Raw genomic sequence first — 16,895 nt, forward strand, 5'->3', positions numbered from 1 at the left:
CTCGGGCTATTCACCCTACCGAGGCACCCCTTCTCCCGAAGTTACGGGGTCATTTTGCCGAGTTCCTTAACGAGAGTTCTTCCGCGCGCCTTAGAATTCTCTTCTCGCCTACCTGTGTCGGTTTGCGTGGAGAGTGAACCTCCACCGTAAATTCCGATTGCATCAGGACCTTGTGTGGACAGTAGCGTAGAGAAACTGCTAGCTATAGTATCCAACGCCTCCTCCCACTTGACGGGAACCAGTTGGCCCTCTTTGCGAATGAGGGGCTGTACCAGCCTTTCCGCATGAGTCGCATGCTGATGCGCATTCATTCCCTTGATGCACAACCTACCCTGCGAGGCTGCATTATGCTTCCCTTCCGCCTTATACACTGTACGAATGATACCCGCAAGTGTCTCTGTACCCGTGCTAACGGTCATCTTACATTGCACGCTGCAAAACGGGCACTGCGTATCCATTACTGACGGTACATGCAGCCCAGCTTCCGGTTTGCCTTCTCCCGACTGACACATCAAAGCCACCTTCCTTTCGCCATTTTTCGGAATTTTATCGTCTGCACGATAGATAATTCGCCATAACTCCAACTCAACCCGTCATCCTGTCAGCATTGTGGTCCGCAGACTACCCGCTAGACCACTTCGAAGAGCAGCGTCAAGCACACTTTCCCGTAATGCCAGAATACCAGTCCTTTCAATCCACTCCCACATTTTTTCCCCATACCGGGCACTATGTCGGTATATTTGCAAGCAAGTTGCAGTCAGCAGAACCGCTTCTGTCGGGTCTTCCTCCAATCCAAGCAGGTGCCCCTGGCGAACCGGATGCTCTGCCTGGCCACCCGCATAGACCTCCCAGCCTGCTGGAGAACGAGATATTCCAATATCGTGGACAAGTACACCTCCGGGATACGCCGATCCAGGACAAATAGCAACTCTAACTAATGCTGGCAATGCGAGACTTCCCCATAAAGTTGCCAACCGCTCTCTTAGCCAGGCTACTTCTACAAATGCCTGATCCATCAGATCCGACTCAACAAAAGACCGATCCTCGGCATTTAGGTTCGTAAAGCGCAGACCCGCAGAGGGCGCCTCTCCTCCGTACTGCGGTGTGACCTGAACCGCAACGCCAGCCCCTAATGGATTTGTCGCAGATCTGTCGCGCAACCCGAGAGATTCCAAGTAATAAAGTACAGCCGGACGACACAATTCACACCCCTGCTGTCTAGTCCAACCGAGACGGGATACTACTTCACCTGGAGTCTGACAGATTGCGTCCACCATAGCTGTTTTAAGCGAATCATGATCGTAATGCGTACATCCACAAACAGGGACAATTTCTTGGGCGGTTGGAGTAACTACAGGTCCGGAATCTGTGGATCGGGACAAACTATTTTTGACCAGTGCAGCCACCAGCGGCCGACATCCCCCACAGGAACCGGACGCTTTGGTCCGGCTCTTCACCTCTTCCACCGTCTTCAGCTTATCCGTGGCAATCGCTCGCAAAATAGCCCCCTTACTCACGCCGTTGCACGCACATACCGTTTCTTCTTCCGGCAGTGCGGCTGCCGCATCCTCTGCTTTGCTCCGGCTGTTATCCCGGGATGTAAGCTCTGTAGCGGACGCCCCGCGCCGTACCATTCCGAGCAACGAGGTACTTTCCGCCGTATCTCCGTACAAAATGGCGCCAGTGACAGCACCGCCGTGCATCATCACTTTTTTATAAACCTCCAGCATCCCGTTATATTCCATAACTGCTGTCTCGTTTCCCTCATCGCGAATGTCTCCTGCGGAAAACACATGGATCCCCGCTACCTTGAGCTGCGCATACGGAATCGTCCCTTCATAGGGAGCCGTTTCACGACCACAAATAACTTTTGCCAGCACTTTGCCCTGCTCATATAGCGGCGCCACCAGTCCGTATGAAATCCCCCGGTGCTCAGCACATTCGCCGACGGCATAAATACCAGGAATACTCGTGCGCATATAATCATCCACGACAATGGCGCGGTTTACAGTCAGACCGCTATCCTGAGCTAATTCGATATTCGGTCGGATACCAACCGCCAGCACAACCAAATCCGTGTCCAGCCTGTTCCCGTCCGCAAACATCAAGCCTTGCGCCCTGTTTCGGCCTATGATGTTGACCGTTTCCTTCGCCAAATGAAACCTCATGCCCTGTTCCTCCAACTTTCGCTGCAGAAGCACAGCTGCCGTCCGGTCAAGCTGACGGTTCATAAGATACTGCGCATTATGAACAACCTCAGTTTCCATCCCTAGATTCAGCAGGCCTTGAGCAGCTTCAAGTCCTAACAGCCCCCCTCCGATAACCGTGGCCCTGCGGTATGTTTTGGCATATCTAGCCATGGTTTCACAATCATTCACATCACGAAAAGCAATTACTCCCTGTTTTCGCACTCCAGGAATGGGCGGAATGAAAGGTAATGAGCCCGTTGCCAATATGAGCATGTCATAAGGTTCTTTCATGCCGGATTCCGTTTCCACCATCCCGGTTGCAACATCAATACGACAGACGCGTTCACCCGCGTACAGCTTTACCCCGTTCTCTTCATACCAGTCCCAGTCATGGGTAACGATATGTTTAAATGAGCTCTCCTCCTGAAGCATTTTGGACAGGAGCACTCGGTTGTACCCGGGACGGGGCTCTGCACCAAATATCGTGATTTGGAACCGCTCTGGCTCCAAATTGAGTATTTCCTCCACACATTTGATGCCTGCCATACCATTGCCGACGACGACCAGTTTTTTCATCATGTTAAACCAGCCCCATTCTCCGAATAAAATAAGACAGAAAAAGCCCTTCTCCATTCAATGGAAAAGGGCACCGTTGCCGTAAAAGTCGGCACATCGTTGTGCCGATATGTATCTAAGATTACTGAATTGTGAATGTCATGTCAACATTCAATACATGAAAACTATATTTTCACCTTTTATTTAATTTTTTTCTCGCATTTGTGTTATGTATATTGACATACAATAGATCCTTTTTTATAATTTGAATTAAAATCACTCCAACGTGATCATACCAAGTCGACTCACAATGAAGTGTGTCAACCACGGCAATGAAGCCGCAAACCGTTTCCTAGATACCATGTAGGGGCGATTTGCGGCTTTTCATGTTCAAATTACATTTTGCAGACAAAGAACAACAATTAGAACAGGAGAGATGGAGAATGAACAAAAAAAGTTTCTGGAAAAGCGGACACAAGCCCACCTTATTTGGTTCCTTTCTGTATTTTGATATCAGTTTTATGATATGGGGGATGATCGGACCGTTGGCCGTTGTAATTGCCAATGATTATCCAATGGACCCTGTACAAAAAGCCAATCTTGTCGCTCTACCCATACTCGGTGGTTCCCTGCTGCGGCTCGTGCTCGGATTCATGTCGGATTATATCGGTCCCAAGCTCACAGGACAGATTGGTATGCTTGTCACGATCATCCCGCTTTTGCTCGGCTGGCTGTGGGTTGATTCGCTGGAGCAATTATACGTTGTTGCCCTACTCCTGGGCGTAGCTGGAGCTTCATTTGCAGCTGCGCTGCCGTTAGCCGGTCAATGGTACCCCAAAGAGCATCAAGGCTTGGCTATGGGAATTGCCGGAGCCGGTAATAGTGGTACCGTCCTTGCGACTTTGTTCGCCAACCGCATTGCTCAACATTTTGGCAGTTGGGAAGCCGTTTTCGGATTGGCCATCCTCCCCATCTTAATCGTCTTCATTCTGTTCAGTATTTTTGCCCGCAACAGCCCTCACCGCCCGGCACCAAAAAATCTGTCGCAATATGCTTCGGTGCTCAAACAGAGGGATGCCTGGGTATTCTGTGCCTTTTATTGCGTGACGTTTGGCGGATTCGTTGGCCTTTCTAATTATTTGACTATTTTCTTCAATACCCAGTATGGCCTCTCCGCGGTACATGCCGCCGATTTTGCAACCGTTTGTGTGATTGCCGGAAGCTTTTTTCGTCCTGTAGGTGGCTTTTTATCCGATCGGATTGGTGGTTCACGCATGCTAATGTACTTGTATGCGGGGGCCGGGATTATGCTCGCCGGCATTGCGTTTTTACCGCCACTTACCGTGGTAGTTGTGCTGCTGTTCGTAGGCATGATGTGCCTTGGCGCTGGCAACGGCTCTGTATTCCAGCTCGTGCCGCAGCGCTTCGGCAACGAAATCGGGCTCATGACCGGCATCGTCGGCGCTGCTGGTGGCATAGGCGGGTACTTTCTCCCTCTTATACTGGGTCATCTGTACAAATCAACGGGTTCCTATATGCCGGGCTTCATCTGTCTGAGCCTACTTACGTTCTGTGCCTTTACCCTCGTCATCATAATGCAATTGAAATGGCGTAACAGCTGGATGCGACGCTCTGCTACAGCTACTGATGAAGCCGTCAATCGCATTGGAGAATTAAATGCCTGATATTCATTAAATATAAAGCTGCGAAAAATATAAAGCTGCGAAGCATTGAATTGTTCCTCAAACATCCCTATAGCCCAAAAAATGGCTTAACTTCGTTTATATAAAATGAAGTTAAGCTATTTTTTATGCACACTCAATCGAATCACACCTATAAAAACTATGATAAACATCACATTAGATCAATATTTTCCGAAAATATTATGAAAATTAAATGAAATTTTCATTTAAAAACATTGAAAATCGCTTTCATTTTCATAATTTCTCTTATGTAAACACTTATATAACCATTTTTCACACAACATACTTGTTCACTTGGTTTAAAATAAGGCGTATACTTGTTCACGAATTGTTCAAGGATGAACTAAATGTAATTTTCTAGAAAGAAGGAATTAAAAATGCGTGCTTTTCATTTTACGGAAGACGGATCTATCGAAACCAAATTAACCGGAAAAGATCTACTTGCCAACCCACTGCTGAATAAAGGAGTGGCTTTTACCTTGGAAGAACGGAAACAACTTGGACTTGACGGTCTCCTTCCTCCTACGATATTAACTATTGAGGAGCAGGTTCAACGGGTTTACGAGCAATTTCAGAGCCAACCGGATAATTTGCGTAAAAATGTTGCGTTAAATGATCTTTTTAATCGCAATACGGTCCTTTATTATCGTTTGCTCTCTGAGCACCTAAGCGAAATGCTCCCGATTGTTTATACACCAACAGTAGGCCAGGCTATACAGGAATACAGTCATGAATATCACAAGCCCGGTGGTATGTATTTATCTATTGATAATCTGGCGGGTATCGAAGAGGCTTTTAAGAATTTGAACCTGGACCCTGATGATATCGACCTGATCGTAGCCACAGATTCCGAGAGTATTTTGGGAATCGGGGACTGGGGAGTCGGAGGTATTAATATCTCTATTGGTAAGCTTGCTGTGTATACAGCTGCTGCTGGTATAGATCCTAGCCGGGTGCTGGCAGTTGTTCTTGATGCAGGTACAAACAACGAGAAGCTATTGGAAGATCCTTTATATATGGGGAATCGTCACAAACGTGTACGTGGAGAACAATATGATCAATTTATTGACACTTATGTTCAGGCTGCACTTTCCTTTTTCCCGAATGCTCTGCTGCACTGGGAAGATTTGGGCAATGTCAATGCACGGAACATTATCAATAAATACGGAAATAGTATTTTGACTTTTAATGACGACATTCAGGGTACTGGAGCGGTTACACTCGCAGGTGTGATGTCCGGTGTTCAATTGTCCGGAATCCCACTGAGCAAGCATCGGGTTCTAGTCTTTGGTCCAGGAGCTGCCGGAATCGGCAATGCAGACCAAATTAGCGCCGCCATGATGCTGGAAGGACTGTCAGAAGCAGAAGCAAGACGTAACTTCTGGGCTTATGATTACCGTGGCCTGCTTACCAACGAAACAGAAGGACTTTTTCCATTTCAGGTTCCTTATGCGCGTGATGCTGCAGAATGCCGTGACTGGGAACATGCTGAAGATGGAAAAATCCCTCTGCTTGAAGTCATTCGCCGCGTGAAACCGACGATTATGATTGGTACTTCCGGTGTTAGTGGGGCATTTAGTGAGGAAATCGTTAAAGAAATGGCCAAACATACAGAACGTCCTATAATTATGCCTATGTCCAACCCGACTCCACTTGCAGAAGCAACTCCGCAAGATTTGATCCACTGGACCGAAGGAAAAGCCCTGATTGCAACAGGAAGTCCTTTTGAGCCGGTGATCTATAACAATATTAAGTTTGAAATTGGGCAATCCAACAATGCTTTCGTGTTCCCGGGTCTTGGTCTTGGCGCAATCGTGGTAAAATCCAAAATCATAACAGATAGCATGTTTGCTGCAGCTGCCCATGCAGTAGCTCAAATGGTGGATTTGTCGCAGCCTGGTGCTTCCCTGCTGCCAAAAATCAATGAATTACGCGAAGTATCTGAAGCGGTAGCCGTGGCTGTGGCCAAGGCAGCAGTTCAGGATGGAGTAGCGCGTCATCAACCGGACGATATCGCACAAGCAGTTCGAGATGCGATGTGGGACTGTAAATATAAACCCATCAAACAATATGGTCAGGAAGCGGTCCTGGTTTAAAAAATAGCGAACAACATCAAATTTATACTTGCATACGCAAAGTGATTATTTAACTGATGTCCGCCATTTTTGGCGGACATCTTCATTGGAGGCGACATCATGGCTACAGGTCATATTTTTATTATCTTAATTCCTATTTTCTTTGTCATTTTAATTGGTTATTTCGCAGGATTGTTTAAAGCTTTTAACCCCGCTTCTTCTAAGGGATTAAATACACTCGTGACGAAGTTTGCTCTACCCGCACATTTGTTTATTGGGATTACGACGACACCAAGAGAGACGTTGATTCAAAAGTGGCCCTTTCTTGTGGCTTTGCTACTTGGTGTAATCGGCTTTTATATTGTATTGCTCATTGTTTATCGCTTAATTGCCAAAAAAGGCCTGACTGAATCCTCCATGTTCGCATTGAATTCAACACAGCCTTCTTTTGCATTCATGGGAATTCCGGTTCTGGGCAGCTTGTTCGGAAGTGCGTCAGTCGCCATCCCGATTGCGATTACCGGGATCGTCGTTAATGCCATTCTTGATCCGCTTGCAAGTATTTTGGGAACGGTCGGCCAGCGCAAAACAACAGAATCCGACGGCACTAAAGGCAACTTATTTAAAGTCACTATGAAATCAGTCCTTCATGGACTCAGCGAGCCACTTGCCTGCGTACCTTTGTTTGGTGTCATATTGACTCTATGTGGATTCCACGCTCCGAAACTTTTACAATCCATGTTTGATCAAATCGGCAATGTTACTGCCGGTACAGCCCTATTTGCCATCGGGGTAACCATTGGTATCAAGAAGATTACGTTCAGTCCAAAAGCACTTAGCATTGCTGTGCTGAAAGCCATCGTAATGCCTATTGTTATGCTCGGTATTGCTGTTCTGATAGGACTATCCCATGAAGATGTAAGCAAAGCCGTACTGCTTGTCGCTTTTCCCGGCTCGGCTGTGGCCGCTATGATTGCTACCCGTTATGAAACACTGGAAACGGAAGCTGCATCTGCATTTGTTATTAGCTCAGTCTTATCGCTCATTTCACTACCCTTGCTCATTTCACTTCTTTTATAAGGGACAGAAAAGTTAAGAACCCTCAATGCAATCCAGGTATTTATAGGTGTAAAGCAAACCCGTTTGTCCTCATTTATCTTATTTTTTAAATATTGTCTGAACAATAAAGTGATTTAGTAAGAATTGAGTTGGAAAAACAACATAAATCCAGTTTGCCGACAAGCGGCGGCCCCATCGTTTCATTCACTAGGGGGCCGCCGTTCTTTTTGAATAACCTTCTACTCTCCCTTTTAATAAATACCTAACATTTAGAAAGCAAATTGTCGAAATATATATGGGGTAGGTTGTATATGAAACTAAATTGCTAATTCAAAGGAGAAGAAAACGTGAAAAACTTGAAGTGGAGAACTATGTCCTTTTTTGGTAAAAATCTATTAATCTCTTTTCTTAACATCGTATTAATAGGAGCTATTCTCATCACATCCAGCTATATACTTCAAAAGAACATTCTCACCACGCAGCTGCAAGATCAAGTTAAGGTATTGACTAAAAAATGGGCAGAAGATGTTGATAAAACAAAAGTACAACAAGCATTGAATGAAAAAGATTATAACGGCTCTGCTCAACAAGATCTACGCAAATTTCTCGATTCTATTCACGCCTTTTATCCGAATGTTGCCCAAGCTTACATATTTGGTACAGAGCTAACAGAAGGTAATCAGACCTCCATTATTGGCGTTCCCACAAATTTAGTCCAAGCTTTCCAAGACTTAAAGATGAACATTGGGGACATGTACACTCTTCCTGACGAAAATGCACAAGCCGTAAATAAAATGCTTCAATCTAATGAATCAGCATTAAGCAGCTTTTACACGGACGAATATGGCACATGGACTACCATTGTTTACCCGATTACAGATGCAAGCGGGAAAGTCACAAGTGCGATTTACTTTGACGTAGATGCGAGCTCTGTACCTACCGGCCTTCATAAATTGCTTGTATACGGTGTTTCACTGCTCATTCTGTTTCTTGCCATCTTCTTAACGATTCAATATTTACTGGTAAAGCGCACCCTCTCCCCGATTCGTAGCCTGATGAAGGGCATTGAAGAAGTCAGCGAGGGTAATCTGAATGTAAAAATCAAGACAGGCGAGGACGACCTTGGCATTATCAATCAAAAATTTAATTCTATGATCAAACGCCTTAACGATACTATGGTGAAAGTACAGGATACGACACAAGAAGTTACGGGATCTGCCCAAGAATTGTTAAGCATTAGCGAGAAAAACAGTACGAATACGAACGTCATTAACAGCAATATTCAGGAAATAACCCAGGGGCTTGAAGCTCAGGATCACGCAGCACATGAAAGCTCCAGAGCTATGAATGAAATGTCGACAGTTATCCAAACCATTGCGGAGAGCTCCTCTTCCGTAGCTGATCAAGCTTATTCTATGGAAAAACGCTCCGTTGAAGGCAATCAGGTAGCCCAAAAGCTTTCCGCTCAAATGGACTCTATCTCCACTACAATGGAAAGTACAGCTGATTCCGTTAATGCGCTGCAGAACCGTTCGAACGAAATCAGCAATATCGTCAGCATCATTACAGGCATTGCCAGTCAAACGAATCTGCTTGCACTGAACGCTTCTATTGAAGCTGCCAGAGTCGGTGAAGAAGGCAAAGGTTTTGCAGTCGTAGCGGGAGAAGTGCGTAATTTGGCTGAGCAGTCTCAAGAGTCTGCCAAACAAATCGCAGAGCTTATTGAAGAAATCCAAAAAGAAATTGAGCAAACTGTAAAAGGCATCAGCGTTGGTACAAAAGAAGTTCACGTCGGGCTGGAAGTTACAAAGCAGACAGGCGAAATGTTCTCTGAAATTTTAGATGCGTCTAATAAAGTGTCGTCACAAATCCAGGAAGTATCCAGTGCAACGGAGCAGATCTCGGCCAGCACGCAGGAAATGTCAGCTACCTCTGACGAGCTGTCTTCCACAGTTAGCAAAACAGTGGACAGCAGCAAACAAATTGAACAAACCATTGGAGAACAAGCTGAATCCATGGCTTCTATTGTCAAAGCTTCTGACAAGCTTACATTGATGTCTGGCGAGCTGGAAGAGCTTATTTCTTTCTTCAAGGTAAACCGAGAAGCCTAATTTTATAACTTCTAAATAGCCATAGATAACAGTAAAGAACCTCTAATCTGCATATAATGCGCATCAGAGGTTCTTTGATATACTCTTACGTACTTCTTAATTTATAAATCCTTCCAAAGCTGAAGTTGGCTTACCGTCAGCCTGCCAAGCACCTTTGTTATAACCCTGATTGTAACCTGGAGTTGCAGCAGGCTCCCAATAAAATACCCCTGTACCTTTACCGCCTCCGATGTCCCGAACCTTCGTTTTGATTGCAAATATAAATGACTTGGAAGCCGCAGGTTCATTATATTCCATCCCGATTTCACTGATGACAATACCTTTGCCGTATTTTGCAATGAGGTTATTGGCATTGGTAATCGTCTGATCCACCTTGCCCTGCCAGTCAGAAGGAGACGGATACAGAGACAGTCCGATGAGATCAAACTGAGCTCCATTATCAATCAGCCCGCCGATATTCCAGTTCAACACAGAACTGTTATCCCCGTTGGCTAAATGTACGATCGTTTTAGTACTACTGCTTACCGATTTTACAGCATTATTACCTGTATTGACGAGCCAGGCATAGTTTTTCATGTTCACCGAAGCTTTGCCATCTTCCCAGAGCATTCCATTGTTCGTCTCATTACCGATCTGCACCCAGTCCGGTGTTACCCCCTTGCTTTTCATCGTGTCCATAACATAGACCGTATGGGACCAGACTGCATCCATAAGTTGTGTAAATGTGAAATTGCGCCACGCATAAGGTTTGTTCTGTTGCCCTGGATCTGCCCAAGAATCACTATAATGTAGAGTCAGCATAACGCTCATACCTAACTTTTTAGCTCGTTGCGCCAGTTCTGCTGCCTTTTCGGCATTCATGTATCCGCTTGCATAATCTTTCATGTCAGGGTTTACCCACACACGGATACGCACCGAGTTGATCTGATAGTCATCTCGCAAAATTTGCAGTATATCTCGACGAACACCCTTCTTATCCTTCCAACTCATACCTTGCGCTTCCATTCCTGCTACCCAGCTTATATCTGCTCCTTTGGCGAAAGCAGGGGCGGCCGAAGCCGCACCCAACCCTACAGAACCGAACGGATACAATAAGCTGGATAACAAGATCAACATCGCAAATACCATCGTGCGGTTACCTGTTTTCATAAGTCATCTCCCATCCGAATTGTATACTTCTCATTGCCTCTGACCAATCTACCAGCTCCCACTCGGGAAAACGATAGAGATCACACTTAATATATCATGTTCTATTTATTGCGCTCTGTCTTTAAAACCTTAACAGCGTAGGCATCCAATTGAATGCTACCATCTTCTATCACATGATTTTCAAGCATATCCGCATAAGTTCGTCCATCCAACATAATCTTTTGCGGCTCATGCGTGAAATTCAATATGAAAATATAATCATGAACTCCATCGGTACGAATCGCCGTATTCACTCCATGAGGCAACTTCACATTGAGCGCTTTACTGATTCCTGCATCATCAATTAAACTTCTGTAAAAATGACTGTGGAATAGTCCGATGTTGCGTGATGCGATGTAATAAGCCTTTCCTTGTCCCAAACGGTTCACCGTCAAAGCTGGGCGTCCTGCATAAAAGTCTGAACCGTACACAGCCAGTACCTCTGCACCCTCTGTATGAATGAGATCACACAATTCTACAGCTTCATACTCCCCTTGCAGATCCAGCTCATTGCCTTCAACCGGCAAAATGTGATTACGGTCATGATCATGCAATCCGTCAATCTCTTCCGACCAGATCCCCAGCGTCTTACGAAGCGGGCCCGGAAAGCCTCCAAGGAAGCACAAATCATGTTCATCTACGATACCAGACCAATAGGTTGCTACGAAAATACCACCGTTTTCAACAAACTTCTGTATACGCTCCCCCACACCGCTGCGGACCATATATAACATCGGAGCTACCAAAAGTTTGTATTTGGAGAAATCTGCATCCATATGAATGACATCTACAGGCACACCCTGCTCCCACAGCGCCAAATAATGCGCTTCAGCTGTCTCTTCATATTTCACACCTTTGTTCCGCGGTCCCTGTGAATCGTTGATTCCCCAACGGTTCTCCCAGTCAAAAATGACTGCGGCCTCCGCCGGTACAGATGTACCGATAACCTCCTCCAATTTTTCCAGCGTATTACCGACATGGGTCACATCCCCGAATACCCGAGTGTGCTCATGTCCGACATGATCGACAACCGCACCATGCAGCTTTTCACTCGAACCGCGGCTTTTCCGCCACTGAAAATATTGAACGGTGTCTGACCCGTGTGCCACAGCCTGTAAAGACGAGAGCAGATGCATTCCCGGCCGCTTCAGCTTGCTAACGTCTTGCCAGTTCGTCAAACTTGGTGTACTCTCCATGAGCATCCAAGGCTTACCTCCCTTGATTGAACGAATAATATCATGCATCATGGCCACTTTAGCAGCCTGACGGCTATCATCTCCCTCACGATCATGCCATGTTGGGTAACTATCCCAGGATATAACATCGAGCAGATCAGCAAACTTCCAGTAGTTCAATCCTTCAAAAAACTCCATCAAATTGGTTGTGACCGGAATTGCTGGATTTGCAGCCTTGAGCGGCACAATCTCATGCTTGATAAAATCTGCGGTCTGATCGGTCACAAACCGTCTCCAGTCCAAATTCATGGCATGAACCTGTGTTTCACCGTGAGGTGCCGGGGACTCAACTTGGCTCCAGTCCGTAATCGTATGACTCCAAAAGGTCGTCCACCATGCGTGATTTAGCTTGTCCAGCGTACCGTATTTATCCTGGACCCAAGCGCGAAATGCCTCCTGACAATAATCACAGTGGCAATCTCCACCAAATTCATTGGAAATATGCCAGCCAATAACAGCCGGATGGTTAGCATAACGCTCGGCTAGCTTCGTATTCATGATACGTACTTTTTCCCGGTAAACAGGCGATGTAGCACAGTGATTATGGCGAAACCCGTGCAGATTACGAACACGGTTAGCCTCCACACGCAGCACCTCAGGATATTTTTGTGACATCCAGGCTGGTCTTGCTCCACTAGGAGTAGCCAAAAATGCATAGATTCCGTTCTCAGCAAACGAATCCAGAATACGATCCAGCCACTCAAACGTAAATACACCTTCCTCAGGCTCCAATGATACCCATGAGAAAATGCCAACAGACATCACGTTACATTTGGCTAGTTTCATTAGACGAATATCCTCCGCTAACACCTCAGGGTAATGCTGCCATTGCTCCGGGTTATAGTCCGCTCCATGCAGCATACGTGGAATTCGCTCACTAATCGGGGGGTACTTAGTTATGTTTTGATACGTCACTGTAAATCATCTCCTTATTATTTCTATTACTCTTTGACGGAACCTAGCGTCATACCTTTAACAAAATACTTTTGTAAAAATGGATATACAATGAGAATAGGCGCTGCACCAATGAAAATTTGCGCTGCATTAACCGTCGTTTGAGAAAGTAATTCCATCTCCTTTGGACTCATGCTCATGGAACTCATGTCCTTCTGAATAATTACAGTTTGCAGGAACGTCGCGAGCGGATAGTCCTTTGCATTGCTCAAATAGAGTAGACCGTCAAACCAGGAGTTCCAATGAAATACCATACTAAACAGCGCAATCGTCGCAATGGAAGGCATGGATATCGGTAAAAAGATACTAAACAATGTCCGAAAATGTCCTGCTCCGTCGATCAATGCGGCCTCTTCCATCTCTTTGGGAATTCCTCTAAAAAAGTTCAACATAAGGATGACCAGAAATGTGTTGACCGCTCCTGGCAAAACAAGTACCCAGAAGCTATCCATGAGATGGATCTTTTGAATAACCATATAGAATGGAACCAGACCACCGTTAAAAATCATGCTGAACACGAACAACCATGAATATACGTTTCGGCTACGGAACACAGATGTTTCCTTTGAAAGTGGATAAGCAGCTAAAAAGGTAATCAGCAGTGTCAAGCCGGTTCCCAATACAGTCCGACAGACAGAAATCCAGATGGAGTGCAGAAAAATCGGGTTATTCATTGTCTTCTTATAGGCTTCTAATGAAAACTGCACTGGCCACAGTCCAACCAGATTGGCATCTGCTGCTGATTTAGCACTAAATGATACCGCCAACACATGAATCAGTGGAACGATACACATGATAGACAACATCACTAGTAAGCAAATATTAAACACATTGAAGATGCGGTATGGCGTTGTTTTATGATACATGACTCTCCCTCTTTCAGCCTCGTGGAATCAGAATATGCGGTAACCTGCCCATTTGTAAGCAAGTCGATAAGATATCAGAATGAGAATCATACTGATAACGGATTTGAACAAGCCGATAGCGGTGGCAAAGCCCATTTCCCCATTGATTAACGCTGTCCGGTAGACGAATGTATCAATAATATCGCCTTTTTGGTAAACCAGTGGATTATAAAGGTTGAAAATCTGGTCAAAACCGGCATTCAGTACATTGCCAAGTGCAAGCGTTCCAACAACGACTACCATCGGAATTAACGAAGGTACAGTGATGTGTAGCGTCTGTCTCCAGCGGCTCGCTCCATCCATTTCAGAAGCCTCATACAACGAAGGATTAATACCCGCCAGTGCAGCGAGAAATACGATGGTGTTGTAGCCGAACTCCTTCCATATATCTGAAACAATGACAGTAAATCGAAACCAGTTATTATCTCCCAGAAAAAAGATAGGCTGGATCCCCAAACTACCGAGAATACGGTTCATAAATCCATCTGTAGCCAACAGGTCAATCAGAATTCCGCCCAAGATGACCCACGACAGAAAGTGTGGTAGATAAACCAGTGTCTGAATGGATCGCTGAAGTCCGACCTTGCGAATTTCATTCAGCAGTATAGCAAAAACAAACGGAACCACCAGATTGAAAAACATCTTTAACACAGCAATAATTAGTGTATTCCAGACAACTTGAAGACTGTCCTCCCGTTGAAACAAAAAGCGGAAGTTATCCAGTCCAACCCACTCGGAACCCGTTATGCCTAGCCAAGGCTTGTAATTTTGAAAGGCCATCACGATGCCGCCCATCGGAATGTAGCTGAATACAATTAAGAAAATGATGGCTGGCAGCAGCATGATATGAAATGGCCACGTACGTTGCAGACTTCTCATTGCAGTTCCTCCTGTAACTTTCATTCATGGTATACTTCAATTATAAAAGCGTTTTCGCAGTCCCGACAGTTCAAAAAACCAACATACATGGCACAAAAGCAATCATTTTTTTAAGCTCGCCAAACGATAAAACTTTTTTTCAAATACACCATGATAGCGCATTTATTTCTACTCGATACGGGTGAAACTGTAGTAAAAAGGCTGCCCACCTCGGGACAGCCTTCCTACTCTGTTACAACATCATTGGTTTTTACTTTTCGACGCTTTTATACCATTCGTTTACTTCATTTGTAATTTGTTCGCCACCAGCTGTTTTCCACGTCTGCACAAAGGTATCAAAAGCAGAGATCGGCTGCTTGCCATAAATAATTTCATTGAAGGTCTGACTTTCAATTTTATCCAGATAGTCCTTTTTAGCCTTCATGGTTGGCGTAGTTGGACCTGTGAACTGGTCTTTCATGGAGATATCCTTCTGTTCCATAAGCACTTTGGCAGCTGCAGGAGTACCTTTCCCGTAGTTCACCATTACATCTTTCTCCAGACGGGTCTTCGGTTCTGCGCCGTTAGCCAAACTTAGCAAAGCCTTCATTTGGGCATCAGGTATACGCGCACCATCACGAACCAGTAAATAACGAATAGAGTTTACATAACCGCCTGGTATTTTATCGATAGACATTAGCTTTCCGTCCGCATCCAAATCATAATCGTAGCCCTTAAACAGCCCATTCGACAAATCGCTATCCGGTTTGGCATTAGCATAATGGTCAAACAAATAGTTTTGATAAGTGAAAAAAGCTTCAGGATGCTGCATTTGTTTGTTGATTAGTACAACACCATTGGTGTATTGCGTACCGTGACGCATGGCTTTGTTGTCAGGACCTGCTGGAATCTTAATCGGCTTCCATATGGCACCCGGCGCATTTTTGACTGTATCCTGAAGCGGCCAGCCGCTCATCCAATATGGCCCAGGAATCATGCCGGCTGTTCCTGCGACTGTAGGTTCTGCCGTTTTATTTTCATCCCACAATGCTGCTTCCTGAGGGATATATCCCTTTTTGAGCCACTCGCTCAGCTTTTGCAAACCCGGCTTCATGCCAGGCTGCACGGAGCCATATTCCAAACTGCCATTCGTGCCTTTGTTCCACTGCTGAGGTAGTGTGCCATATGCCCCGAAAATCCAGGACGGGTCACCCATCCAAGTGTTCATGGATGTTTTAAAACCGATACTGAGCGGAACCACTTTGTTCGGAGCCAGTCCGTCCGGATTTTTATTTTTAAAGGCATCCATCACTTTTTCCAGATCATCCATCGTCTCAGGAGCCTTCATACCCAGCTTATCCAACCAATCTTGTCGTACCCACAATACATAATCATGGTTATAGGCGAAATCAAGCACAGGAATACCCATTTTCTTACCATCTCGGCTATACTGATTCCATACATTCGTATCCTGATTCATCGCCTGCTTCCATGAATCCGAAGCGTACTTGTCAAACAACGGACCAGCCTCTGCAAACATACCGGAATCGATCATGTCCTGTGCCAGTTGCTCATTTTCCGTCCCCAGTACAACGACGTCCGGCATCTCCTGACCGGAGGACATAGCCAAACGCAGCTTCGTAGCAAATGCACCATTCGTATCCGTGACGGACCAGAGTGATTTGATATTAATACCGAATTTCTCTTTAGCCCATTTGGTCGCAATGTTATTTTCGATAGATTCACCATTTTTAAATTTTAAGGCGGGATCTACACCCCATACCGTGGAAATTGTGACTTCTGGATTGTATTTTTCTTTGTATACGTTTTCAGTTTTAGCTGTGCCGTCCGCATTCCCATCATTTCCCGCACCTGAGCAGCCCACAAGGCCAACTCCTAATACCATAGTTGCGGCGAGCAACGACAACAGCTTTTTCTTCGAATGAACTCGCATATTGTTCCCCCTCTAGAAATCATTTTCTACTCTTTTATTATAGAAGGGCTTTTCTTCACAGCCTATGTCACAAAATAAATATTTCTGCACCTTTCCCAACTGATCTTTA

At 45.3% G+C, this 16,895-nt stretch carries 10 protein-coding genes, 1 rRNA gene and 1 pseudogene; 4 read left to right on the top strand and 8 right to left on the bottom strand.

Annotated features, from left to right (window positions below):
- The 3 genes and pseudogenes from ACWA2B_RS26800 to nirB form a co-directional block, all read right to left on the bottom strand.
- Positions 1–226: ribosomal RNA gene (locus ACWA2B_RS26800) — 23S ribosomal RNA — on the bottom strand; the annotation flags it as partial.
- A 76-nt stretch (positions 227–302) separates the two neighbouring features.
- Positions 303–512: pseudogene (locus ACWA2B_RS26805) on the bottom strand (hypothetical protein); the annotation flags it as partial.
- 81 nt (positions 513–593) lie between these two features.
- Positions 594–2,768 (bottom strand): nitrite reductase large subunit NirB, encoded by a 2,175-nt coding sequence (gene nirB, locus ACWA2B_RS26810; protein WP_449292821.1) that lies wholly within the window; start codon positions 2,766–2,768, stop codon positions 594–596.
- A 419-nt stretch (positions 2,769–3,187) separates the two neighbouring features.
- Here nirB and ACWA2B_RS26815 point away from each other — a divergent pair, with 419 nt between their 5' ends.
- The 4 genes from ACWA2B_RS26815 (at position 3,188) to ACWA2B_RS26830 (ending at position 9,692) form a co-directional block, all read left to right on the top strand.
- Positions 3,188–4,429 carry a nitrate/nitrite transporter gene (locus ACWA2B_RS26815; RefSeq protein WP_340887096.1) on the top strand — a complete coding sequence of 414 codons (1,242 nt, stop codon included), beginning with the start codon at positions 3,188–3,190 and terminating at the stop codon, positions 4,427–4,429.
- A gap of 395 nt (positions 4,430–4,824) precedes the next feature.
- On the top strand, positions 4,825–6,543 hold the full coding sequence (locus tag ACWA2B_RS26820; protein ID WP_318627887.1) for an NAD-dependent malic enzyme: 1,719 nt from the start codon (positions 4,825–4,827) through the stop codon (positions 6,541–6,543).
- A gap of 99 nt (positions 6,544–6,642) precedes the next feature.
- On the top strand, positions 6,643–7,602 hold the full coding sequence (locus ACWA2B_RS26825; RefSeq protein ID WP_340885855.1) for an AEC family transporter: 960 nt from the start codon (positions 6,643–6,645) through the stop codon (positions 7,600–7,602).
- A gap of 326 nt (positions 7,603–7,928) precedes the next feature.
- Positions 7,929–9,692 carry a methyl-accepting chemotaxis protein gene (locus tag ACWA2B_RS26830; protein WP_340885856.1) on the top strand — a complete coding sequence of 588 codons (1,764 nt, stop codon included), beginning with the start codon at positions 7,929–7,931 and terminating at the stop codon, positions 9,690–9,692.
- Positions 9,693–9,788: 96 nt separating this feature from the next.
- Here ACWA2B_RS26830 and ACWA2B_RS26835 read toward each other — a convergent pair whose 3' ends face one another.
- The 5 genes from ACWA2B_RS26835 to ACWA2B_RS26855 form a co-directional block, all read right to left on the bottom strand.
- Positions 9,789–10,841, bottom strand: a complete 1,053-nt coding sequence (locus tag ACWA2B_RS26835; RefSeq protein WP_340885860.1) for a glycoside hydrolase family 53 protein — start codon at positions 10,839–10,841, stop codon at positions 9,789–9,791.
- 101 nt (positions 10,842–10,942) lie between these two features.
- A complete protein-coding gene (locus ACWA2B_RS26840; RefSeq protein WP_318627886.1) occupies positions 10,943–13,030 on the bottom strand; it encodes a beta-galactosidase in 2,088 nt (695 codons plus the stop codon).
- A gap of 26 nt (positions 13,031–13,056) precedes the next feature.
- Entirely contained in the window at positions 13,057–13,935 is an 879-nt protein-coding gene (locus ACWA2B_RS26845; RefSeq protein ID WP_029517680.1) for a carbohydrate ABC transporter permease, read from the bottom strand.
- Positions 13,936–13,962: 27 nt separating this feature from the next.
- Entirely contained in the window at positions 13,963–14,853 is an 891-nt protein-coding gene (locus tag ACWA2B_RS26850; RefSeq protein WP_165150309.1) for an ABC transporter permease, read from the bottom strand.
- A gap of 250 nt (positions 14,854–15,103) precedes the next feature.
- A complete protein-coding gene (locus ACWA2B_RS26855) occupies positions 15,104–16,786 on the bottom strand; it encodes a sugar ABC transporter (protein ID WP_341070985.1) in 1,683 nt (560 codons plus the stop codon).
- Positions 16,787–16,895 lie beyond the last annotated feature (109 nt).

Source organism: Paenibacillus sp. CMM36 (assembly GCF_053570945.1).

Bases quoted from the DNA above. Each gene is read 5' to 3' on its own strand.
- ACWA2B_RS26820 (WP_318627887.1), top strand. From the start codon at position 4,825: ATGCGTGCTTTTCATTTTACGGAAGACGGATCTATCGAAACCAAATTA.
- ACWA2B_RS26845 (WP_029517680.1), bottom strand. From the start codon at position 13,935: ATGTATCATAAAACAACGCCATACCGCATCTTCAATGTGTTTAATATT.
- ACWA2B_RS26815 (WP_340887096.1), top strand. From the start codon at position 3,188: ATGAACAAAAAAAGTTTCTGGAAAAGCGGACACAAGCCCACCTTATTT.
- ACWA2B_RS26850 (WP_165150309.1), bottom strand. From the start codon at position 14,853: ATGAGAAGTCTGCAACGTACGTGGCCATTTCATATCATGCTGCTGCCA.
- ACWA2B_RS26825 (WP_340885855.1), top strand. From the start codon at position 6,643: ATGGCTACAGGTCATATTTTTATTATCTTAATTCCTATTTTCTTTGTC.
- ACWA2B_RS26855 (WP_341070985.1), bottom strand. From the start codon at position 16,786: ATGCGAGTTCATTCGAAGAAAAAGCTGTTGTCGTTGCTCGCCGCAACT.
- ACWA2B_RS26835 (WP_340885860.1), bottom strand. From the start codon at position 10,841: ATGAAAACAGGTAACCGCACGATGGTATTTGCGATGTTGATCTTGTTA.
- nirB (WP_449292821.1), bottom strand. From the start codon at position 2,768: ATGATGAAAAAACTGGTCGTCGTCGGCAATGGTATGGCAGGCATCAAA.